We start from the raw sequence: 21310 nt of genomic DNA on the forward strand, positions 1-21310 counted from the left end.
TGGCTGTCATGTAGCCTGGCTCGCCAGGTCCCATTGCCAAAGCTTCGCCGGTGTAATTATCGCAGGTAGTGGAATATCCCAGCTGGCGTTGGGCAGTTGTTCCACAAACTGGCAGTCGTGAGCGAGTCCCAACGGGTAAAATCCATGTTGACGCCAGTTCTGGAGCGTCCTGTCATAAAAACCTCCGCCCATACCGAGACGCTGTCCAAGTCTGTCGAAGGCGACCAGTGGAACGAACAGTACGTCCAGGTTATCCAGCGGTAACAGATACTGTATATCCAGCGGTGGCTCCGGAATGCCCAGACGATTAAAACGCAGTGGCGTATCAACACCGTAACGTAAAAACAGGAGCTGCCCGGGTGAGAAGGGGTGTAGTACCGGTAGATACACCTGTTTTTTTTCATGCCACAGTCGTGCGATGAGTGGGCGGGTATTTATCTCGCCATCCACGGAAAAAAAAACGGCTACATTCCTTGCCTGCTGTACCAGGGGGAGGGCCAGAGCATGCTCAGCTGCCAGCTCAGCCGCTTTCTGCTGCTGGTCGTCGCCTATAGCGCGACGCAGATGACGAATATGGGTGCGGATAGCCTGACGATTATGCAGAGCAACTGACATGCCGATCTCCTGTTCAGCGTTGATGCTGAACAGAATACGCTCTGATAGGGATTCAGAACAACTTGAATGAGATATCCAGCAGGATAAGAGGGATCTCCGAGATGCCGCTGCAGGCTGTAACCCTTGAACCCTTGGTTCAAGGTGAATGTGTCGTCGTGGCTATCAGACTTCCCGGACTAACCGGGCATGCGCACAAACCACGGAGCGCCACATTCTGTGCTGTTGAAATATCGGCTCAGGGGACTGGCCCGCTTGCAAACATCTCAGAGAAAGTTGACAACACTGTCACTGTATTACAATGGACAATGCCGTGTTATTCGAAATTCGCACCCTGGCGATGAGTGATATGGCCTTGCTCAACTAACGCCTGTTCAATTGTCTGTTGCAGCATACGTATTCGCTGCTCCATGTTGGCCGCGTAGTCACGCGTTTTGTCTTTTTCTTGTGCCAGTTCGTAGCAAAGATTCAGCGCAGCAATGAACACCAGTTGCTCAGTATTTGTGACTCTAGTGCGAACTTTTAAATCTTGCAACCGTTGATTGAGATCTTCCGCCGCTGCGTTTAACGCATCCTGCTGTTCAGGCGGACAATTTACTCTTAAAGAACGGCCAAAAATCTGTATATCTACTGGTTGTGCAGACATGCCACCTTCCTGACTGATTACTGCGCCCGCTAACCTCTGTCCACTCGATAGGTTGCGAAGGACGCCACTATATATATCCCCGGGGGGAGAAACAACCCCCCTTTCTGGAATCCGTAAGCCACATAGTGATAGCATAACACGAACTCCAACCGTCAACGATGATGATTACCTATGTCACTTTCCAATATAGTCCCGGCCTATGCCGCTCTCTCCTCCGCTTTAAGTCAGCATGGGATAGGAATGACGCCTGCGGAAATGCACGGTTTGATCAGCGGCATTATATGCGGCGGTAACCGTGATAACAGCTGGTATACACTGATTTACGATTTAACCAACGAAGGCAATGCGTTTTCGCAAGCGTTGAAACAGCCTGTTGAGCAGCTTCATCGTACGATAATTACTACCCTGGCTAATGACAGTTTTGAGTTTCAGCTGCTGCTGCCAGACGACGAAGTTGTTACGGTATTCGATCGTGCCGATGCACTGGCCGGTTGGGTGAATAATTTTTTACTGGGGCTTGGGGTTACGCAACCTAACCTGGATAAGGTAACCGGTGAAACCGGCGAAGCCATTGACGATCTGCGTACTATTGCTCAGCTTGGCTATGACGAAGATGAAGATCTGCAAGAGCTGGAAGAGTCGCTGGAAGAAGTGATCGAATATGTGAGAGTCGCTGCCTTGCTTTGTCATGAAACTTTTTGTCACCCGCAGCCACAGGCGGTAGAGATCAACAGGCCCACCCTGCACTGAATGATGTGTCAGCATTTCAGAAATTGATTCAGGAGTCGTGATGATTCAACCACAAGAATTTGTACGTCGTCGTCGTCAGTTGATTGACCAGATGGCACCGGCCAGTGCCGCACTCTTTTTTGCCGCACCGGAAGTAACGCGCAATGCTGATAGTGAATATCCGTTCCGCCAGAATAGCGATTTCTGGTATATGACGGGCTTTAACGAACCGCAAGCGCTACTAGTGGTTATCAAAAGTGCTGAACATCACAGTCATACGGTGCTGTTTAATCGCGTGCGGGATTTAACCGCCGAGATCTGGTCAGGTCGTCGGCTTGGCCTTCAGGCCGCACCAGAGCGCCTGAACCTGGACCGGGCGCTGGCGTGGGATGAGATGGAGCAGCAGCTGCCGCTGCTATTGAATGGCCTGGATGTCGTTTATCATGCTCAGGGACTTTACGATTTTGCTGACACTGCAGTATTTGGTACGTTTGAACGCTTGCGCAGGGGGAGCCGGCAAAACCTTGCAGCGCCGTCGACAATGACGGACTGGCGTCCGATAGTGCATGAAATGCGTCTGTTTAAATCGCCGGGTGAACTGGAGATTTTACGCGAAGCCGGTCGTATAAGTGCGCTGGCTCATACACGCGCCATGCAGAAATGTCGTCCCGGACACTTCGAATATCAACTTGAAGGCGAAATTCTGCATGAGTTTCATTGTCAGGGAGCGCGCTTCCCGTCCTATAACACCATCGTCGGTGGGGGAGAAAATGGTTGTATCTTGCATTACACCGAAAATGAAAGTCGGTTGCAGGATGGTCAACTGGTGTTAATCGATGCCGGTTGTGAACTTTACGGTTATGCTGGCGACATTACACGCACCTTTCCGGTCAACGGTAAATTCAGCGGGCCACAACGTGAGATTTATAACATTGTTTTGGCTTCGCTCGATAAAGCGCTGGCGCTATATGCCCCTGGAACCAGCATTCGTAGCGTCAATCAGGCGGTGGTGCGCATTATGGTTACCGGCCTGGTTGAACTCGGTATCCTGAAGGGCGATATTGAAACACTCATTGCCGAACAGGCATACCGCGAGTTTTATATGCATGGTTTGTCACACTGGCTGGGGCTTGATGTTCACGATGTCGGTCGCTATGGCATCGATCGTGATCGTTTGCTGGAGCCTGGCATGGTGATCACGGTTGAACCTGGATTGTATATTGCGCCGGATGCAGACGTACCCGAACGCTATCGTGGTATCGGTATTCGTATTGAAGATGACATCGTTATTACCGCTAATGGTAATGAAAATCTGACAGATACGGTGGTTAAAACAGCTGAAGAGATTGAGGCGCTAATGGCGGCAGCGAGATAATATGAGCGTAATCATCGCCGGAGGCGGTATGACCGGCGCTACATTGGCGCTGGCGCTTTCCCACCTTTCTCAGGGAACGCTGCCCGTCACAGTGATTGAAGCCAGTGAGCCGGACTCACGGCGCCATCCAGGCTATGACGGTCGGGCCATTGCGTTGGCGGAAGGAACCTGTCAGCAGTTGATGGCGCTAAATATTTGGCCGCATTTGCAAACGGCGGCCACTGCGATTCGTGAAGTGCAGGTCAGCGATCGCGGTCATGCGGGTTTTGTGACACTCAATGCGCAAGAGTATGACATCAGCGCACTGGGTCAGGTTGTAGAGTTGCATGAAGTCGGACAGCGCCTGTTTCGTCTCCTGCGACGTGCCCGTGGCGTATTGTTATGCTGTCCGGATCGCGCCGTTCAAATTGAACGCGACACCAGACAGGTCAAGGTCACGCTGAACAGCGGTGGGGTGGTCAACGGTTCGCTGATCATCGCTGCTGACGGTAGCGGTTCCGCTGTCGCTGAGACTTGCGGTCTGGGCTGGCAGCAGCAACCTTACGATCAGGTTGCAATCATCGCCAATGTAACCAGTACAGAATCGCATCGTGGACGGGCTTTCGAGCGCTTCACTGAACATGGCCCACTGGCGCTACTGCCGATGTCAGAAGGACGTAGTTCGCTTGTCTGGTGTCATCCTCTGATCCATCGTGAGCAGGTGGATGCCTGGAGTGATGGCCGTTTTTTGCGCCAATTGCAGCAAACTTTTGGTTGGCGGCTGGGTGCTTTTACTGCCGTAGGGCAGCGGGCCAGTTATCCTCTGACGCTATCACGTGCCTCGCAGCGTATCGGGCACCGGCTGGCGCTGGTCGGTAATGCTGCACAAACCTTACATCCCATCGCCGGGCAAGGCTTTAACCTCGGACTACGCGACGTAATGTCACTTGCGGAAACGATCACCGACGCCTGGCGGGCCGGCGAAGATCCGGGCAGCTATGCCGTATTGCAACGCTATCATCAGCGGCGTCAGAATGATGCTGATGCAACCATCAGTCTGACTGACAGTCTGGTACGTGTTTTTGCCAATCATCATCTGCCGCTAGTGGTCGGTCGCAATCTTGGGCTGCTGGCGATGGATCATTTTTCCCTGCTACGTCGCCGACTGGCAGACCGGACGCTGGGTTGGGTTCAGCGTTGAGGAGAGATTATGCAATCTTATGATGTTGTCATTGCCGGTGGCGGTATGGTTGGCATGGCGGTTGCCTGCGGACTGCAGGGCGGTGGGTTACGGATAGCGGTTCTTGAGCGTGATGAAGCGCCTGCGCCACTTAGTGATCCCACACCACGGCTGCGTGTATCCGCGATTAATGCTGCCAGCGAGCGCCTGTTGCAGCATCTGGGCGTATGGGATGCCATCGCCCAGCGGGCGGCACCCTATCACGGTATGGACGTATGGGATAAGGACAGCTTCGGGCATATCGTTTTCGATGATGATAATCAAGGGATCAGCCATCTTGGGCATATCATTGAAAATCAGGTGATCCACCACGCGTTGTGGCAACGCGTCAGCCAGCTAAGCGATGTGACGTTAGTCGCAGGCGCCAGTTTGCAGCAGGTCGCCTTTGGCGATAACGAAGCTTTTCTAACCTTGCAGGATGGTAACATGATGACCGCCCGGCTGATGATTGCCGCTGACGGTGCGCATTCCTGGCTACGGGATCAAGCTGACATTCCACTGTCGTTTTGGGATTACGAGCATCATGCGCTGGTCGCAACCATTCGAACGGATGAACCACATCACTCCGTTGCCCGTCAGGTTTTTCACGGTGACGGTATTCTGGCGTTTTTGCCTCTTAGTGATCCACATTTGTGCTCTATCGTCTGGTCGCTGCCGCCACAAGAGGCAGCCCGCTTGCAGGCAATGCCAGCAGCGTTGTTTAACCAGCATCTGGCGGTGACCCTGGATACGCGTCTTGGCTTGTGTGAGCTGGAAAGCGAGCGCCAGGTTTTCCCGCTAATGGGCCGTTTTGCCCGAAGCTTTGCTGCGCACAGACTGGCATTAATCGGCGATGCGGCTCATACCATCCATCCACTGGCGGGTCAGGGCGTGAATCTTGGCTTTATGGATGCCGCCGAGCTTATTGGTGAACTGCGTCGCTTGCAGCGTGCAGGCAAGGATATTGGCGAACATTTGTATCTGCGGCGCTACGAGCGCAGCCGCAAGCATAGTGCGGCGTTGATGCTGGCAAGTATGCAGGGCTTTCGCGAGCTGTTCGCTGGTCAAAATCCAGCTAAAAAACTGTTTCGTGATATCGGTCTGACACTGGCAGACAAGCTGCCTGGTGTAAAGCAAAAACTGGTTAAACAGGCGATGGGGTTACAGGATCTGCCGGACTGGCTGCGTTAGGGAAAGCATATTTAATCAGGCCTGCATTGCAGGCCTTTTTTTATCTCTGATTCCAGGCGCTCATTTGAAATAATCTAATTTTACTCGTCAATTCGAATTACATTTTTTAATGCGACCATTCAGCCTCTGGAGTCATTTTTTCGCTATTAACGACGTTAGATTTAACAATTGTCTGCAATCACGGCTCTGTGCCATGTTATATGCGTATAAAAACACACTAACCCAGTGGAAAACCCTGAAGAATTGCGTACGTGGGGGAGTCCGGTTTTCTCATCTCACCCTCGTTTATCTTATGGTTATACGCGGTGAACGATGGTAACGTCAGTGAAAAGGTAACGTTTGCGTAGCGCAAACCCGGCTGAAAAAATCCTGGCTAATGGAAATGACGATGACTCAGCATACTCCCCTGTTCGAACAGCATCAGATATGCGGCGCCCGCATGGTGGACTTTCATGGCTGGATGATGCCATTGCACTACGGTTCACAGATGGATGAGCACCACTCGGTCCGTAATGACGCCGGTATGTTTGATGTTTCTCATATGACGATTGTCGATCTACATGGTGCGCGCACGCGTGAATTTCTGCGTTATCTGCTGGCAAACGACGTGGCAAAGCTGACGCAGCCAGGTAAGGCGCTTTATACCGCTATGCTGAATGCCTCGGGTGGGGTCATCGATGATCTCATCGTTTATTTTATGACCGAAGATTATTTTCGGTTGGTGGTTAACTCGGCAACGCGGGAAAAAGATCTCGTCTGGATCCGCAGTCATGCTGAAGCCTATGGTGTCATCTTAACTGAACGCAACGATCTGGCGTTGATCGCCGTGCAGGGGCCGAACGCTCAGCAAAAAGTGCGCACTCTGTTGAGTGATGCCCAGCGCGAAACCGTTGCCGGTATGAAGCCATTTTTCGGCGTACAGGCAGGCGATCTGTTTATTGCTACTACCGGTTATACCGGTGAGTCAGGCTACGAGATTGCGCTACCGCAGCAGATGGCGGCAGCGCTCTGGCAACAACTGGTAGCGGCTGGCGTTAAGCCTGCTGGACTCGGTGCCCGTGACACTCTGCGTCTTGAAGCAGGAATGAATCTTTACGGTCAGGAAATGGATGAAAACGTTTCACCCTTGGCAGCCAATATGGGCTGGACCATTGCCTGGCAGCCTGAGTCGCGCGATTTTATCGGTCGTACCGCTTTAGAAACCCAGCGTGAGCAGGGAACCCCGCTGCTGGTTGGCTTAATCATGACGGATAAAGGCGTTCTGCGTAATGAACTGCCGGTGCGCTTTATCGCTAACGATGGTCGCGCTGCGGAAGGCGTAATTACCAGTGGCTCCTATTCACCAACGCTCGGTTGCAGTATTGCACTGGCGCGCGTTCCGTCTGGCATTGGCCAACAGGCCATCGTTCAGATCCGCAATCGCGAAATACCCGTAAAAGTGACTAAACCCGTTTTTGTTCGTGCCGGTAAGCCGGTCGCCCAGTAATTTTATTGTTAGGAGAAGCCAGGCAATGAGCAATGTGCCAAATGAACTTAAATATCGTGAAAGTCACGAATGGGTCCGTAAAGAAGTGGACGGTACTTTCACCGTAGGCATCACTGAACACGCCCAGGAGCTGCTCGGTGATATGGTGTTTGTTGATCTCCCGGACGTTGGCGCGACCTTCAGCGCTGGTGATGATTGCGCCGTAGCGGAGTCGGTAAAGGCTGCGTCTGATATCTATGCACCGATCAGTGGCGAAGTTGTCGCCGTTAATCATTCGCTTGAAGCCGAGCCAGAGCTGATTAACAGTGCGCCTTACGCTGAAGGATGGCTGTTTAGCCTTAAAGCCAGCGATGAACACGAGCTGGATACGCTGCTGGACGCGGATGCGTATCAAGCCTCTATTGACGCGTGATTTATTGCCACACCGGGTGCAAAAGCCCGGTGTATTGACCACTCATCGTACCCAAGCCCGTATCAGGATTGACCGCTAATGACTCAGACACTCAGCCAGCTTGAACATAACGGTGCCTTTATTGATCGCCATATTGGTCCTTCTGCCGAGCAGCAGGCCGCAATGCTACAGGTTACAGGCGCTCGCTCCCTCGATGAACTGACGGCCCGCATTGTGCCGGTAGATATTCAGCTTCCCGCGCCAGCCGCAATCGGCGACGCGTTGACTGAGCACCAGGCGCTGGCTGAACTGAGAGCGATTGCCAGTCAGAACCAGCGTTATAAAACCTATATCGGCATGGGTTATACCCCGGTACTGACACCGCCAGTTATCCTGCGCAATATGCTGGAAAACCCTGGCTGGTATACCGCTTATACACCCTATCAGCCTGAGGTTTCTCAGGGCCGTCTTGAAGCGCTGCTTAACTTTCAGCAGGTCACCATTGATCTGACTGGTCTTGATGTTGCCTCGGCTTCGTTGCTTGATGAGGCGACGGCCGCCGCGGAAGCGATGGCGATGGCCAAACGCATCAGTAAGTTGAAAGAGGCGAATAAATTTTTCATTGCTGATGATGTGCATCCCCAGACGCTGGATGTCATGCGTACCCGCGCCCACACCTTCGGTTTTGAGCTTTTGGTCGATAAAGCGGAAAAAGCGCGCGAGCATCAGGAGCTGTTTGGTGTGCTGCTGCAGCAGGTTGGTACCACCGGCGAAGTGCACGACTATCGCTCGCTGATTGCTGATATGAAGGCGCGGAAAGTGGTGGTCAGCGTGGCTGCCGATTTTATGGCGCTGGTGATGCTGGATGCTCCGGGCAAGCAGGGCGCAGACATTGTTTTTGGCTCCGCGCAGCGTTTTGGTGTTCCGATGGGCTATGGCGGACCGCACGCCGCATTCTTCGCTGCACGCGATGAGCACAAGCGCTCGATGCCAGGACGCATTATAGGCGTCTCCCGCGATGCCGCTGGCAACACCGCATTGCGCATGGCAATGCAGACACGCGAGCAGCATATTCGTCGTGAAAAAGCGAACTCTAACATTTGTACATCTCAGGTGCTGCTGGCCAATATCGCCGGACTGTACGCGGTCTATCATGGACCGATCGGCCTGAAGCGCATTGCCGCCCGCATTCATCGTTTGACCGCTATTCTGGCTGCCGGTTTGATGCAATCTGGCATGACGCTGCGCCATGCCTGTTGGTTTGATACGCTTACCGTTGAAGTCGATGATAAATCGGCGGTTTTGGGGCGGGCACTCGACTTCGGCGTGAACCTTCGCACCGATATTCATCAAGCAGTGGCGGTTACCCTTGATGAAACGACCACCCGGGAAGACATCGCGAGGCTGTTTGCAATTTTGCTGGGAGACAATCACGGGCTTGATATTGATACGCTTGACGAAGAGCTACTCAGAGCAACCCCGTCGCTCCCCGCTGCGTTACTTCGCCAGGACGCAATACTGACTCATCCGGTATTTAATCGTTATCATAGCGAAACCGAAATGATGCGTTATATGCACAGTCTTGAGAGCAAAGATCTGGCCCTGAATCAGGCGATGATCCCGCTGGGCTCCTGCACGATGAAGCTCAATGCGGCGGCGGAAATGATCCCGATTACCTGGCCGGAGTTCGCCGATCTTCATCCGTTCTGTCCGGCTAATCAGGCGGCAGGTTACTTGCAAATGATCGGCCAGCTTTCACAGTGGCTGGTGCAGCTGACGGGCTATGATGCGCTCTGCATGCAGCCAAATTCCGGCGCGCAAGGGGAATATGCCGGACTGCTGGCAATCCGTCGATATCATGAAAGTCGCCATGAAGATCAGCGTCATATCTGCCTGATACCAAGTTCCGCTCATGGTACGAACCCGGCTTCGGCACAGATGGCTGGCATGAGCGTGGTGGTAGTCGCTTGTGATAAACAGGGCAACATTGACCTGCACGATCTGCGCCTGAAATCCGAAGCTGCTGGCGATGCACTTTCCTGCATTATGGTGACTTATCCTTCCACCCACGGCGTGTATGAAGAGACCATCCGCGAGGTTTGCCAGATAGTTCATCACTACGGCGGTCAGGTCTATCTTGATGGAGCCAACATGAATGCTCAGGTTGGCATCACGACGCCCGGCTATATTGGTGCCGACGTTTCGCATTTGAACCTGCATAAAACTTTTTGCATACCTCACGGCGGCGGCGGCCCAGGTATGGGCCCCATCGGTGTGAAGGCACACCTGGCACCTTTTGTACCCGGCCACAGCGTGATACAGATCGACGGTGTGCTGACGCAGCAGGGCGCGGTGTCTGCCGCGCCGTTCGGCAGCGCGTCTATTTTGCCGATCAGCTGGATGTATATTCGCATGATGGGGGCTGAAGGGCTGAGGAAGGCCAGCCAGGTCGCGATACTTAACGCCAACTATATCGCGACGCGTCTGGCTTCCGCTTATCCTGTACTTTATACCGGCCAGGACGGGCGTGTCGCTCATGAATGTATTCTCGACATTCGGCCGTTGAAAGAGAGCACCGGCATCAGCGAACTGGATATTGCCAAGCGCCTAATCGACTATGGTTTCCATGCGCCAACGATGTCCTTTCCGGTAGCAGGGACATTGATGGTTGAGCCAACCGAATCCGAAAGCAAAGTTGAGCTCGATCGCTTTATTGATGCCATGCTGGCAATCCGCATGGAGATTGATCGTGTAGCGGCGGGTGAGTGGCCATTTGAGGACAATCCTTTAGTGAATGCACCCCATACTCAAATGGAGATCGTTGGCGACTGGCCGCATCCTTATAGCCGGGAAATCGCAGTGTTTCCGGCGGGCAGTGAGAATAAATACTGGCCGACGGTTAAGCGTCTGGATGATGTATTCGGTGACCGTAACCTGTTCTGCGCCTGTGTGCCGATGAGTGATTATCAGTAAGCGCTGATTCACTATTTAGCCCGGTTTATCCGGGCTTTTTAATGACTTAATCTCCTACCTGAATAGTTTAGTTATCCAATGATAAGCGGTACAGACCTTAACAGACTGGCGAACAAAGGCGTGACTTTTTCTTCAGTGACTCGCTGAAATCCTGAACGCTGCGCGCAACAATTCGATTATCAGTATCAGCGCAACCTCTTATGCTGTCTCATCGCTTAATAAATCGTAAACCCTCGTGGTGGCCTGGGTGGGAACCTTACTCCCTTTTTTTTTTGCGATAGTGCGTGTGGCTGCTGAAGGATTGCTCGCGGGTATGTGTTTATCTTTTTATCTGCGTTAGCGATAGCATCGAAAACTTACAATCTATTTTTAGCGTACACGTGTACACTAAAATGCTGCTCGGATAAGCTGGTTCAGTTTTGAACGTTCCGCTCATGTGGCTGCCAGAAGTCGGGCAGGCAGTCGCTGTAGTAATCTATCAAGTGGAGATGATGTGTATGGCTGAAAGTTCTGTACTGGGAGAGGAGTATTCTCTGGCTGAAGAGATTGCCAACAGCATCAGTCACGGCATTGGTTGCGTGCTGGGAATGATAGGACTGGTACTGATGCTGAAGCAGGCGGTTGAACTCAAAGAGGGGACCACGGCTATCGTCAGCTATTCGCTCTATGGGGGCAGCATCATTGTGTTGTTTCTGGCATCAGCGCTTTACCACGGCATCCCCTGTCAGCGGGCTAAATGCTGGTTGAAAAAGGCAGACCACTGCGCAATTTACCTGCTGATTGCCGGTACCTATACCCCATTTCTATTGGTTGGTCTTAAATCCCCCCTGGCGTATGCGCTGATGGTGGTGGTGTGGCTGCTGGCGCTGATGGGAATAATTTTTAAAATGGTATTTGTCCATCGCTTTAAAACGTTATCGCTAATGACCTACCTGGCGATGGGCTGGTTGTCGCTTGTCATGATATATCAACTGGCGATGAAGCTGCCGCCGTGGAGCGTATGGCTGCTGGCTATTGGCGGGGTGATCTATTCGCTGGGCGTTATTTTTTACGTGATTGAACGAATACCCTATAACCATGCTATCTGGCACGGCTTTGTACTGGGCGGTAGCGCCAGTCATTTCTTTGCTATCTATCTTTACGTCAAATAAACCGGGAGAACGCCTCCCGCATTTATTTCAGCTGTTCTCAGACAGACTGTAGGGTAGAGGCTGGATCCGCAGAGCGCCGCCCTCATCACCCTGTACACGCAGGATAGTATCAGCCTCCAAATCGTTATTCAGCACCGCCTGGAGCCAGAGTTCACCGTCTTCCAGTCTTACTGCACTCAGGATAGTGCCGGTACGACGCCAGTTTTCACCCATCTGCATCTCGAGCGCATCACCGCCTTGTGGAACCCGGCTGGCTTGTCCACTCAACCAGTACAGCGCGCGTTTATTCGCTCCCCGATATTTAGCCCGTGCCACCATTTCCTGTCCGGTGTAGCAGCCTTTCTTAAAACTGATGGCATCCAGCGCCTGTAAATTAACCGCCTGTGGGATAAATTGCTCGCTGGACGCCGCATCGAGTACCGGTAGTCCGGCTTCGATATCCAGTGCCAGCCACTGTTGGCTGTCATTGAGTTGGGCCTCTTTGCCCAACATTTTCTGAAACTCCTCGGCTTTTTGTACGGGAAGAATCAGCAGAAAGCGCTCGTCAGGCTGACTGAAAAAGAGCAGCGTGGTTTCGTCGTCGGTGACCACCTGATTTTCTGCATCAGGCAGTGAGCTGAAAATTTGGCTTAGTGCTTCACGAGCGCCGGAGCCAGCAAGACCAAGAACTACGGCGCCTTCATCCGGCACGATGGTAACTTTGGCGAAAATCGCATACTTCTTCAGCTCCGCTATCTGCTTCTCCACTACGCTCCGACGCACCAGATAGGCGAGATATTCACCACGCCAGAACAGACGCAGATTGCTCCACATCTTACCTTTTGCATCACAGTGCGCCACCGGACGATGCTGATTTTTTTGCAGCGCAACGACGTCAAGTGTCAATTGTCCTTGCAGGTAGTTGGCAGCATCCGGCCCGCTGACGTTAACCAGCGCCCACCCGTCCAGGGAGATGAGCGTGAGAGACAAACGCGCCGAAGTTGTGGGGTGACGAGGAGGAAAGACGATACGGGTCATGATGTTATCCTGAATCAATCGGAAGCGAGTAAAATCTACTTTAATGGTAAAATAGCCGACTGCCATTGCAACCAGTTTCCCCACTTTGTGGCACACATAGCATGATGGCCGTTAAATGGCATGGTCTTTGCGACCGGCTGCGCAAAGAGGGGATTGTCCTGCATTGCGCGAATAAAAGCACGCTACACTTGGTAATCGTTTTGTATAAAAGGAGTCTGCGGGTTATGGATATTAACGATAAAGCACGAATTCATTGGGCCTGTCGACGCGGGATGCTGGAGCTGGATATATCCATTATGCCTTTCTTCCGCTTTGAATATGACGGCCTAAGTGATAGCGATAAGCAGCTGTTTATCCAGCTTCTGGCACATCCGGATCCGGACCTGTTTAATTGGCTGATGAATCATGGTGAACCGGATGAGCCCGGGCTTAAACGCATCGTCTGTCTGATTCGGGAGCGAAATAAGCAACGTGGTGCTGTGGCAATCTGATCTTCGTGTCTCTTGGCAAGCGCAGCGGCTGTCGCTGGTGCTGCATGGCGTTGCGATGATGGCACTGCTGCTGGCCCCCTGGCCGAATCATTATACCTTAGTGTGGATTGTTCTGCTGATTCTGGTGGTGCGAGAGTCGGTTCGCAGTCAGTACCGCATTAGCAGATGTGAGGGTGCTATTGCGCTGCTGTTGGACAGGCAGCTGTACTGGCGTAATCAGCGGTGGAATATAATAGGTCGCCCTTGGGTAGGTCAGCAGGCGATCTTACTGACACTACGCAGCGAGAGCGGTGAACGCGAGCATCTCTGGCTGATGCAGGATAGTATGTCTACGCGCGATTGGCGGCGGCTGCATATGCAGCTGCTTAATGTATCCGCAAAGCAATAAACTACAGCTTTGCGGCCATTTGCGTCAGTATTTGCTCACACCAGCTTGCCAGCCTTTCATCACTCAGGTCATACTGATTCACATCGTCGAGCGCCAGCCCGACAAACTGCTTACCGTCCGGCGTTAACGGTTTCGTACTGATAAATTCATAGCCTTCATTTGGCCAGTAACCGATAAACTGCACGCCCATTGGCGTCAGCAGATCGTGAAGCATACCGAGCGCGTCAAGGAACCATTCGCTATAGCCGAGCTGATCGCCCATTCCATAAAGTGCAACCACTTTCCCGCGTAAATTTAGGGTTGGGATCTCTGTCCAGATAGCCTCCCAATCCTCCTGCAACTCACCGAAATCCCAGGTGGGGATACCCAGAATCAGTAAATCGTATTGCGACATCAGGGAGGGAGGATCGTCTTTCAGATTGTGCAACGTTACCAGCTCTTCGCCAATAATATCGCGGATTTTCTCCGCAGCCATTTCGGTATAACAGGTGCTCGAACCGTAAAACAGACCAATTTTCATGGTAAAACAACTCTGTAAATCATACGCCTGTGCCGAGTGTATCAGAATCGCGTGCTTCTGAGGCATAATGCGCACGAATGTCGCCACAGTAATGGCGGGCGGTAACCAAAGTAGAGGAAAGCAAATGGACGATCGCGCGCTCACTGAACAGTTTCTCGACGCGATGTGGATTGAGCGAAACCTTGCGCAAAATACGCTTGCGGCTTATCGCCAGGATTTGCGCACGCTGACCGACTGGCTGGCCTATCAGAACCATACACTTAATGAGGTGGACAGTGCAACGCTGCAACTCTTTCTCGCTGAACGCCTGGAGGGCGGCTATAAAGCCACCAGCTCAGCACGTCAGCTGAGCGCCATGCGGCGTTTATTTCAATATATGTGGCGCGAAAAAATACGCGATGACGATCCCTGTGCATTGCTGGCGTCACCTAAGCTTCCTCAGCGTTTACCGAAGGATCTCAGTGAAGCGCAGGTCGAACGATTGCTACAGGCTCCAGGCAGTGACGATCCCATTGAACAGCGTGATAAAGCTATGCTGGAATTGCTCTACGCCACCGGTTTACGAGTTAGCGAGCTGGTGGCGTTGACGCTGAGTGATGTTAGTTTACGCCAAGGCGTGGTGCGCATTATAGGTAAGGGCAATAAAGAACGTCTGGTGCCGCTGGGAGAAGAAGCGGTTTATTGGATCGAACAGTTCATTGCATACGGGCGCCCTTTATTGCTTAACGGGCAACCCCTTGATGTGCTTTTCCCCAGTAAGCGTGCACAGCAGATGACGCGACAAACTTTCTGGCATCGGATTAAATATTACGCCACACTGGCGAGCATTGACGGTGATAAACTTTCACCTCATGTATTGCGTCATGCTTTTGCCACTCATTTATTGAATCATGGCGCTGATTTACGCGTTGTACAGATGTTGTTAGGTCACAGTGACCTGTCAACCACCCAGATTTATACGCACGTCGCCACCGAGCGACTGCGACGGTTACATCAACAACATCATCCCCGAGCGTAGCGCGCATGGACGTGCCGCAAAAGAACGATATAGGTATAAATAAAGGAACCACCATGAAAAAACCTTATTTGCTGCTTTCTCTTCTTATGGCGATGACCAGCGGCGTCGCTCACGCCGATGATGCCGCGATCCTGCAGTCGCTGCACAAGTTGGGATTAAAGCAAACCGAGATACAACCTTCTCCGCTGCGAGGAATGAAAACGGTATTATCGGATAGCGGGGTGCTTTATGTCTCTGATGACGGTAAATATTTCATACAGGGGCCGCTGTATAACGTCAGTGGTAGCCAGCCTGTGAATGTCACTAATCAGCTGCTCGATAAAAAAGTTGAAGCGCTGAAATCCGATATGATCGTGTATAAAGCGCCAAAGGAGCAGCACGTTATTACGGTATTTACTGATATCACTTGCGGCTATTGCCGTAAAATGCACTCGCAGATCGCCGACTATAACGCGCTGGGTATCACCGTTCGCTACCTGGCTTTTCCACGCGAAGGACTTGGCGGTGAAGTGGAAAAAGAGATGAAGTCTATCTGGTGCGCTGCCGATCGTAATAAAGTTTTTGACGAGGCGATGAAGGGGGCAAAACCACAGCCGGTCTCTTGCAATCTGGATCTCGCCCGTCAGTACAGACTCGGAATTCTCTATGGAATACAGGGAACGCCAGCGATCCTGCTACAAAATGGGACGTTAATCCCCGGTTATCAGGGGCCACAGGCGCTCAAAACTTTCCTTGATAGCCAGAAAAGTGCCAGCGAATGACAAATGGTTTTACTAAGCAGCTTCGCCGTCGTCAGGCGGCGGAGGCCAGATGGCAGAATACGTCGCTTCCTCCGTTGCTTCATCGCTTGTATGCCCAGCGGGGCGTCACCCAGCCCAGCGAGCTTGAGCGAGGCGTTAAATTCCTACATCCCTACCATAGCCTTCATGGTGTAGAGCGTGCCTGCACCGTTTTACAACAGGCTCTGGTAGATAATCTCAACATCATGGTGGTGGGCGACTTTGATGCTGACGGTGCGACCAGTACCGCTCTGATGGTACTGGCGCTGCGCAGCATGGGCGGGCGTAACGTACAGTTTCTGGTGCCCAATCGCTTTGAAGACGGTTACGGTCTTAGTCCGGAGGTGGTGGAACAGGCCGCCGCCCGTGGCGCGCAATTGATTGTCACTGTCGATAACGGTATTTCCTCTCATGCTGGCGTTGAATGTGCAAATCTAAAAGACATTCCGGTACTGATAACCGACCATCACCTGCCGGGTGATACCCTGCCAGCGGCGGCGGCGATTGTTAATCCTAATCTTGAGGCGTGCAAATTCCCTTCACGGGCGCTGGCAGGCGTTGGCGTTGCGTTCTATCTGATGCTGGCTTTGCGTGCGCGCCTGCGCGACAGCGGCGTCAACCCATTGCCTAACCTCGCTGCACTTCTCGATCTTGTCGCACTTGGCACGGTGGCGGACGTTGTACCGCTGGACGCCAATAATCGCATTCTGGTCTGGCAGGGATTGAGTCGAATACGTGCCGGGCAGTGTCGGCCGGGAATTCGCGCCCTGCTTGAGATTGCAAGGCGCGATATGCGCTCGCTGGTTGCCAGCGATTTGGGTTTTGCTTTAGGCCCGCGCCTTAATGCCGCCGGGCGACTCGACGATATGTCCATTGGCGTATCGCTGTTGCTAACGGAAGACCTTGCCGAAGCGCGCATGCTGGCGGCTGAGCTGGACGCGCTAAATCAGACGCGGAAAGAAATAGAAAAGGGGATGCAATCTGAAGCGCTGGCGCTATGTAACAGCATCGAGCGGAGCAGCGAAGCGTTACCGCTCGGGCTGGCTATTTTTCATCCGGAATGGCACCAGGGCGTCATCGGCATTCTGGCCTCGCGTCTGAAGGAGCGGTTTCATCGCCCGGTGATCGCTTTTGCGCCAGCAGGGGAGGGTATACTGAAAGGCTCGGGCCGCTCCATTCAGGGCCTGCACATGCGCGACGCTCTGGAGCGGCTGGATACGCTAAATCCCGGTCTGATTATCAAGTTTGGTGGTCATGCCATGGCGGCCGGACTGTCACTGGATGCGGCTAAATTTAATGATTTCCGTCATCATTTTTCCATGCTGATGCAGCAGCTGCTGGATGACGCTGCTTTACAAGGCGTCATCTGGTCAGATGGCGAGTTATCCGCCAGTGAAATGACGCTGGCAACCGCAGAATCACTGCGCGAAGGCGGTCCTTGGGGGCAAGCTTTTCCTGAGCCGATATTTGACGGTAAATTCAAAATATTACAGCAGCGCCTGGTGGGAGGGCGTCATCTCAAAATGATGATTGAACCCATTGTTGGTGGTCCTCTACTGGACGGTATAGCGTTTAACGTTGATACCGCGTGTTGGCCCGACCCCAGCATAAAACGGGCTGAGATGGCTTATAAGCTTGATATCAATGAGTTTCGCGGTAATCGCAACCTTCAGCTGATTGTTGAGCATCTCTGGGCGTTGTAAGCGACTAAGGTGCAGGCGGCAGACGGTTTCTGCCGTCTGCAATACGGTGATGCTCAGTTTGCCTGTCGCGTTATGACGAAATCCCTTTCTGTTATCAATGAGTAATCAACGATAAGGCAAATTGTTGCGGTGTCACGGATAGATGCAGGCTACTGCTTTCGACTAATTATTGGCACTTTGTAAAATTTAATGTTTGTCTGTTTACTGCTGCCTTCTCTCTCATGATTACACTTAACAATTAAAATGATCATTATAAAAGGAAACAGGTTTGTCTGACTCTTTATTGATATATATATCTAATTGAATTTTATTGTCTTTGTTTGAATTTATAAAGGTGATAATATGACACTCATCATTGTCATATAAATTTTCAAAACTCAATATATTGTCATCAAAACAATCCAACTTCCCTGAAAATCGGGTGTCGTATTATTTACCAGTAGATCTGAAAATTTCTGATTGATTTCAGTTTTAGTGCGCTGTATCCGAATAAGTAACGAGGGAATAGAACATTTGTATCAGGACGTCACATCGCCTGCCTGCGGTGATGAGAACGCTACAATCCTGCGCTACTTTGGGGTAAAATCACCGGTTACTTCATTGTCATAACGACCATCAAAAAAGATCCCAAAGTCATGTTTGAAATTAATCCGGTAAAATATCGCATCCAGGACCTCACTGAACGCTCCGACGTTCTTAGGGGGTATCTTTGACTACGATGCTAAGAAAGAGCGTCTGGAAGAAGTAAATGCCGAGCTGGAACAGCCAGACGTATGGAATGAGCCTGAACGTGCGCAAGCGCTGGGAAAAGAGCGCTCAACGTTGGAAGTGATTGTCGAAACCTTCGATCAGATGAAACAGGGGCTGGAGGATGTCTCCGGCCTGTTGGATTTGGCGATGGAAGCAGAAGATGAAGAGACCTTCAACGAAGCGGTTGCCGAACTCGATCTCCTTGAGAAGAAACTGGGTGAGCTTGAATTCCGTCGCATGTTTTCCGGTGAATACGACAGCGCGGATTGCTATCTGGATATCCAGGCTGGATCAGGCGGCACCGAAGCGCAGGACTGGGCCAATATGCTGCTGCGCATGTATCTACGTTGGGCTGAGGATAAAGGCTTCAAAACGGAAGTTATTGAAGAGTCTGAAGGTGAAGTCGCCGGCATAAAATCAGCGACCATTCGTATTCAGGGTGACTATGCCTTTGGCTGGTTGCGCACAGAAACCGGTGTCCACCGACTGGTTCGTAAAAGTCCGTTCGACTCAGGCGGTCGGCGTCATACCTCTTTCAGCTCTGCATTTATTTATCCGGAAGTGGATGACGATATTGATATTGAGATTAATCCGGCTGACCTGCGTATTGACGTCTATCGCGCCTCCGGGGCCGGTGGTCAGCATGTCAACCGTACCGAGTCTGCGGTGCGTATTACCCACGTTCCTACCGGCACCGTGACCCAGTGTCAAAATGACCGTTCTCAGCATAAAAACAAAGATCAAGCGATGAAGCAGATGAAAGCAAAGCTTTATGAGCTTGAAATGCAGAAAAAGAACGCAGAAAAGCAGGCGCTGGAAGACACCAAATCCGATATCGGTTGGGGTAGCCAAATCCGCTCATACGTGCTGGATGATTCCCGCATTAAAGACCTGCGCACTGGCGTGGAGACCCGTAATACCCAGAGCGTGCTGGATGGCGACCTGGATCGTTTTATTGAAGCAAGTCTAAAAGCAGGGCTATAAGGAATCGATATGTCTGAACAACAACAGCAAGGTGCTGATGTCGCACTCGATCTTAATAATGAACTGAAAGCTCGTCGTGAGAAGCTGAGCGTGCTGCGTGAAGGTGGCATTGCGTTTCCCAATGATTTTCGTCGCGACAGCACCTCAGATAAGCTGCATGCAGCCTGGGATGATAAGCAGAACGAAGAGCTGGAAGCGCTGGGCATTGAAGTCAGCGTAGCCGGACGCATGATGACCCGCCGTATTATGGGGAAGGCGTCTTTCGTTACCCTACAGGATGTTGGCGGACAGGTTCAGCTCTATGTTTCCCGTGATGATCTGCCGGAAGGCGAGTACAACGACCAGTTTAAAAAATGGGATCTCGGCGATATCCTCGGCGCCCGTGGAAAATTGTTCAAAACAAAAACCGGTGAGCTTTCTATCCACTGTAGTGAACTTCGTCTGTTAACCAAAGCCCTGCGTCCGCTGCCGGATAAGTTCCACGGCTTGGCCGACCAGGAAACGCGCTATCGCCAGCGTTATCTTGATCTGATTGCCAACGATGAATCGCGCGCTACTTTCAAAATTCGTTCAAAAATCATGGCGGCAATCCGCAGTTTCATGGTTGGCCGTGACTTTATGGAAGTTGAAACCCCGATGATGCAGGTTATCCCCGGCGGCGCAGCGGCGCGTCCTTTCATCACCCATCACAATGCGCTGGATATCGATATGTACCTTCGTATTGCGCCTGAACTTTACCTCAAACGCCTTGTGGTTGGCGGTTTTGAACGGGTATTTGAAATCAACCGCAACTTCCGCAACGAAGGTATTTCACCGCGTCATAATCCTGAATTCACCATGATGGAGCTATACATGGCGTATGCAGATTATAAAGACCTGATTGAGCTGACTGAAAGCCTGTTCCGCACGCTGGCACAAGATGTACTTGGTTCAACTCAGGTTACTTACGGCGATTACCTCTTCGATTTTGGCAAGCCGTTTGAAAAGCTCACCATGCGCGAAGCGATAAAAAAATACCGCCCGGAAACTGAACTTAGCGATCTCGATAACTTCGATAAGGCCGTGGCTATTGCGCAGACGCTGGGTATCAAGGTTGAAAAAAGCTGGGGTCTGGGTCGCGTAGTAACCGAAATTTTTGAAGAGACCGCTGAGGCTAATTTGATTCAGCCGACTTTTATTACCGAATATCCGGCCGAGGTTTCTCCCCTGGCGCGGCGTAATGATGTGGATCCTGAAATTACCGACCGTTTTGAGTTCTTCATTGGTGGTCGTGAAATCGGCAACGGCTTCTCCGAGCTGAATGATGCACAAGATCAGGCCGAGCGTTTCCAGCAGCAGGTGAATGCGAAGGAAGCTGGCGATGATGAAGCGATGTTCTATGACGAGGATTACGTTGTGGCTCTGGAGCACGGTATGCCGCCGACCGCAGGTCTCGGCATCGGCATCGATCGTCTGATGATGCTGTTGACCAACAGCCATACTATCCGCGATGTCATCCTGTTCCCGGCGCTGCGTCCACTGGGTAAATAAGCTTACGCTGACCTGATAAGGGGTGGTTTTACCCCCCCTTTTTCTATGTATTTCCGCAGCGAATGTCTGCCACTGGCGAGCGGATGATAAATATCATTCGCCCTGCGGAGCGTTTCACACCGATAGCCTGAGCAAAACATCATGAATGTACACCTCTCCCGCAGCTACACCCTGAACATAGCCGATAAGAAGAATTGACACATTGTTCGGACGCTTGGAAACCGGTGATGTTGTCGCTTTACCGGTGTAAGGCAGAATCTGCTATCCCCCCATCAGTCAGGTGATAATCAGGCCAATTCTGGTGGCGTCGAACCTGATAAAGCCGATATCCGCATCTGATCAGCCTTAATTCCGCGGTATGCCGTCGTCCGGTAGGGT

19 protein-coding genes and 1 other RNA gene are annotated in these 21310 nt (G+C 51.9%); 15 read left to right on the plus strand and 5 right to left on the minus strand.

Annotation, left to right across the window (positions count from 1 at the left end):
* Positions 1 to 6: 6 nt before the first annotated feature.
* From BM191_RS04695 to zapA, 3 genes are all read right to left on the minus strand, one after another.
* A complete protein-coding gene (locus BM191_RS04695) occupies positions 7 to 615 on the minus strand; it encodes a 5-formyltetrahydrofolate cyclo-ligase (protein WP_092875651.1) in 609 nt (202 codons plus the stop codon).
* A gap of 89 nt (positions 616 to 704) precedes the next feature.
* Positions 705 to 888: non-coding RNA, 6S RNA (gene ssrS / locus BM191_RS04700), on the minus strand.
* A 40-nt stretch (positions 889 to 928) separates the two neighbouring features.
* Entirely contained in the window at positions 929 to 1258 is a 330-nt protein-coding gene (gene zapA, locus BM191_RS04705) for a cell division protein ZapA (RefSeq protein ID WP_092875653.1), read from the minus strand.
* Between the two features lie 171 nt (positions 1259 to 1429).
* Here zapA and BM191_RS04710 point away from each other — a divergent pair, with 171 nt between their 5' ends.
* From BM191_RS04710 to trhA, 8 genes are all read left to right on the plus strand, one after another.
* Positions 1430 to 2008 carry a YecA/YgfB family protein gene (locus BM191_RS04710; RefSeq protein ID WP_092875655.1) on the plus strand — a complete coding sequence of 193 codons (579 nt, stop codon included), beginning with the start codon at positions 1430 to 1432 and terminating at the stop codon, positions 2006 to 2008.
* Between the two features lie 40 nt (positions 2009 to 2048).
* Positions 2049 to 3362 carry a Xaa-Pro aminopeptidase gene (gene pepP / locus BM191_RS04715; RefSeq protein ID WP_177203292.1) on the plus strand — a complete coding sequence of 438 codons (1314 nt, stop codon included), beginning with the start codon at positions 2049 to 2051 and terminating at the stop codon, positions 3360 to 3362.
* A gap of 1 nt (position 3363) precedes the next feature.
* Positions 3364 to 4542, plus strand: coding sequence for a 2-octaprenyl-6-methoxyphenyl hydroxylase (gene ubiH / locus BM191_RS04720; RefSeq protein WP_092875657.1), 1179 nt, complete (start codon positions 3364 to 3366; stop codon positions 4540 to 4542).
* A gap of 9 nt (positions 4543 to 4551) precedes the next feature.
* Positions 4552 to 5751, plus strand: coding sequence for an FAD-dependent 2-octaprenylphenol hydroxylase (gene ubiI / locus BM191_RS04725; RefSeq protein WP_092875659.1), 1200 nt, complete (start codon positions 4552 to 4554; stop codon positions 5749 to 5751).
* A 388-nt stretch (positions 5752 to 6139) separates the two neighbouring features.
* Positions 6140 to 7237: a glycine cleavage system aminomethyltransferase GcvT gene (gene gcvT / locus BM191_RS04730; RefSeq protein WP_092875661.1), complete on the plus strand. Its 1098-nt coding sequence runs from the start codon at positions 6140 to 6142 to the stop codon at positions 7235 to 7237.
* Between the two features lie 25 nt (positions 7238 to 7262).
* A complete protein-coding gene (gcvH, locus tag BM191_RS04735) occupies positions 7263 to 7649 on the plus strand; it encodes a glycine cleavage system protein GcvH (RefSeq protein ID WP_092875663.1) in 387 nt (128 codons plus the stop codon).
* Between the two features lie 78 nt (positions 7650 to 7727).
* On the plus strand, positions 7728 to 10601 hold the full coding sequence (gene gcvP / locus BM191_RS04740; RefSeq protein ID WP_092875665.1) for an aminomethyl-transferring glycine dehydrogenase: 2874 nt from the start codon (positions 7728 to 7730) through the stop codon (positions 10599 to 10601).
* 497 nt (positions 10602 to 11098) lie between these two features.
* Positions 11099 to 11752 (plus strand): PAQR family membrane homeostasis protein TrhA, encoded by a 654-nt coding sequence (gene trhA / locus BM191_RS04745; RefSeq protein ID WP_092876165.1) that lies wholly within the window; start codon positions 11099 to 11101, stop codon positions 11750 to 11752.
* 27 nt (positions 11753 to 11779) lie between these two features.
* On the opposite strand, the gene ygfZ is transcribed toward trhA, so the two are convergent.
* A complete protein-coding gene (gene ygfZ, locus BM191_RS04750; RefSeq protein WP_092876167.1) occupies positions 11780 to 12769 on the minus strand; it encodes a tRNA-modifying protein YgfZ in 990 nt (329 codons plus the stop codon).
* Between the two features lie 224 nt (positions 12770 to 12993).
* Between ygfZ and sdhE the strand changes: the two genes are divergently transcribed.
* Together sdhE and BM191_RS04760 are read left to right on the plus strand one after the other, a co-directional pair.
* The gene (sdhE, locus tag BM191_RS04755; RefSeq protein WP_092875667.1) at positions 12994 to 13260 is read left to right on the plus strand and encodes an FAD assembly factor SdhE; all 267 of its coding nucleotides are present in this window, start codon (positions 12994 to 12996) and stop codon (positions 13258 to 13260) included.
* Positions 13241 to 13648, plus strand: a complete 408-nt coding sequence (locus BM191_RS04760) for a protein YgfX (protein WP_092875669.1) — start codon at positions 13241 to 13243, stop codon at positions 13646 to 13648. The genes sdhE and BM191_RS04760 overlap by 20 nt, the downstream gene beginning before the upstream one ends.
* A 1-nt stretch (position 13649) precedes the next feature.
* Here BM191_RS04760 and fldB read toward each other — a convergent pair whose 3' ends face one another.
* Positions 13650 to 14168: a flavodoxin FldB gene (gene fldB, locus BM191_RS04765; protein WP_092875671.1), complete on the minus strand. Its 519-nt coding sequence runs from the start codon at positions 14166 to 14168 to the stop codon at positions 13650 to 13652.
* A 124-nt stretch (positions 14169 to 14292) separates the two neighbouring features.
* Here fldB and xerD point away from each other — a divergent pair, with 124 nt between their 5' ends.
* The 5 genes from xerD (at position 14293) to lysS (ending at position 20932) form a co-directional block, all read left to right on the plus strand.
* On the plus strand, positions 14293 to 15186 hold the full coding sequence (gene xerD / locus BM191_RS04770) for a site-specific tyrosine recombinase XerD (RefSeq protein WP_092875673.1): 894 nt from the start codon (positions 14293 to 14295) through the stop codon (positions 15184 to 15186).
* Positions 15187 to 15239: 53 nt separating this feature from the next.
* On the plus strand, positions 15240 to 15947 hold the full coding sequence (gene dsbC / locus BM191_RS04775) for a bifunctional protein-disulfide isomerase/oxidoreductase DsbC (protein ID WP_092875675.1): 708 nt from the start codon (positions 15240 to 15242) through the stop codon (positions 15945 to 15947).
* Positions 15944 to 17668: a single-stranded-DNA-specific exonuclease RecJ gene (gene recJ / locus BM191_RS04780; RefSeq protein WP_092875678.1), complete on the plus strand. Its 1725-nt coding sequence runs from the start codon at positions 15944 to 15946 to the stop codon at positions 17666 to 17668. Before dsbC ends, recJ begins: the two co-directional genes overlap by 4 nt.
* Positions 17669 to 18303: 635 nt before the next feature.
* A protein-coding gene (gene prfB / locus BM191_RS04785) for a peptide chain release factor 2 (protein ID WP_143088789.1) occupies positions 18304 to 19402 on the plus strand; the annotation gives its coding sequence in 2 pieces (ribosomal slippage) (positions 18304 to 18378 and positions 18380 to 19402; 1098 coding nt in all).
* A gap of 9 nt (positions 19403 to 19411) precedes the next feature.
* Positions 19412 to 20932, plus strand: a complete 1521-nt coding sequence (lysS, locus tag BM191_RS04790; protein ID WP_092875680.1) for a lysine--tRNA ligase — start codon at positions 19412 to 19414, stop codon at positions 20930 to 20932.
* Positions 20933 to 21310 lie beyond the last annotated feature (378 nt).

Origin of the sequence: Izhakiella capsodis (genome assembly GCF_900115045.1) — a bacterium.
GTDB classification, from domain to species: Bacteria; Pseudomonadota; Gammaproteobacteria; order Enterobacterales; family Enterobacteriaceae; genus Izhakiella; species Izhakiella capsodis.

What these genes read in the sequence shown, in the direction of transcription:
- BM191_RS04695 (WP_092875651.1), bottom strand. Translation starts at nt 615, where the DNA reads ATGTCAGTTGCTCTGCATAATCGTCAGGCTATCCGCACCCATATTCGT.
- zapA (WP_092875653.1), bottom strand. Translation starts at nt 1,258, where the DNA reads ATGTCTGCACAACCAGTAGATATACAGATTTTTGGCCGTTCTTTAAGA.
- BM191_RS04710 (WP_092875655.1), top strand. Translation starts at nt 1,430, where the DNA reads ATGTCACTTTCCAATATAGTCCCGGCCTATGCCGCTCTCTCCTCCGCT.
- pepP (WP_177203292.1), top strand. Translation starts at nt 2,049, where the DNA reads ATGATTCAACCACAAGAATTTGTACGTCGTCGTCGTCAGTTGATTGAC.
- ubiH (WP_092875657.1), top strand. Translation starts at nt 3,364, where the DNA reads ATGAGCGTAATCATCGCCGGAGGCGGTATGACCGGCGCTACATTGGCG.
- ubiI (WP_092875659.1), top strand. Translation starts at nt 4,552, where the DNA reads ATGCAATCTTATGATGTTGTCATTGCCGGTGGCGGTATGGTTGGCATG.
- gcvT (WP_092875661.1), top strand. Translation starts at nt 6,140, where the DNA reads ATGACTCAGCATACTCCCCTGTTCGAACAGCATCAGATATGCGGCGCC.
- gcvH (WP_092875663.1), top strand. Translation starts at nt 7,263, where the DNA reads ATGAGCAATGTGCCAAATGAACTTAAATATCGTGAAAGTCACGAATGG.
- gcvP (WP_092875665.1), top strand. Translation starts at nt 7,728, where the DNA reads ATGACTCAGACACTCAGCCAGCTTGAACATAACGGTGCCTTTATTGAT.
- trhA (WP_092876165.1), top strand. Translation starts at nt 11,099, where the DNA reads ATGGCTGAAAGTTCTGTACTGGGAGAGGAGTATTCTCTGGCTGAAGAG.
- ygfZ (WP_092876167.1), bottom strand. Translation starts at nt 12,769, where the DNA reads ATGACCCGTATCGTCTTTCCTCCTCGTCACCCCACAACTTCGGCGCGT.
- sdhE (WP_092875667.1), top strand. Translation starts at nt 12,994, where the DNA reads ATGGATATTAACGATAAAGCACGAATTCATTGGGCCTGTCGACGCGGG.
- fldB (WP_092875671.1), bottom strand. Translation starts at nt 14,168, where the DNA reads ATGAAAATTGGTCTGTTTTACGGTTCGAGCACCTGTTATACCGAAATG.
- xerD (WP_092875673.1), top strand. Translation starts at nt 14,293, where the DNA reads ATGGACGATCGCGCGCTCACTGAACAGTTTCTCGACGCGATGTGGATT.
- dsbC (WP_092875675.1), top strand. Translation starts at nt 15,240, where the DNA reads ATGAAAAAACCTTATTTGCTGCTTTCTCTTCTTATGGCGATGACCAGC.
- recJ (WP_092875678.1), top strand. Translation starts at nt 15,944, where the DNA reads ATGACAAATGGTTTTACTAAGCAGCTTCGCCGTCGTCAGGCGGCGGAG.
- lysS (WP_092875680.1), top strand. Translation starts at nt 19,412, where the DNA reads ATGTCTGAACAACAACAGCAAGGTGCTGATGTCGCACTCGATCTTAAT.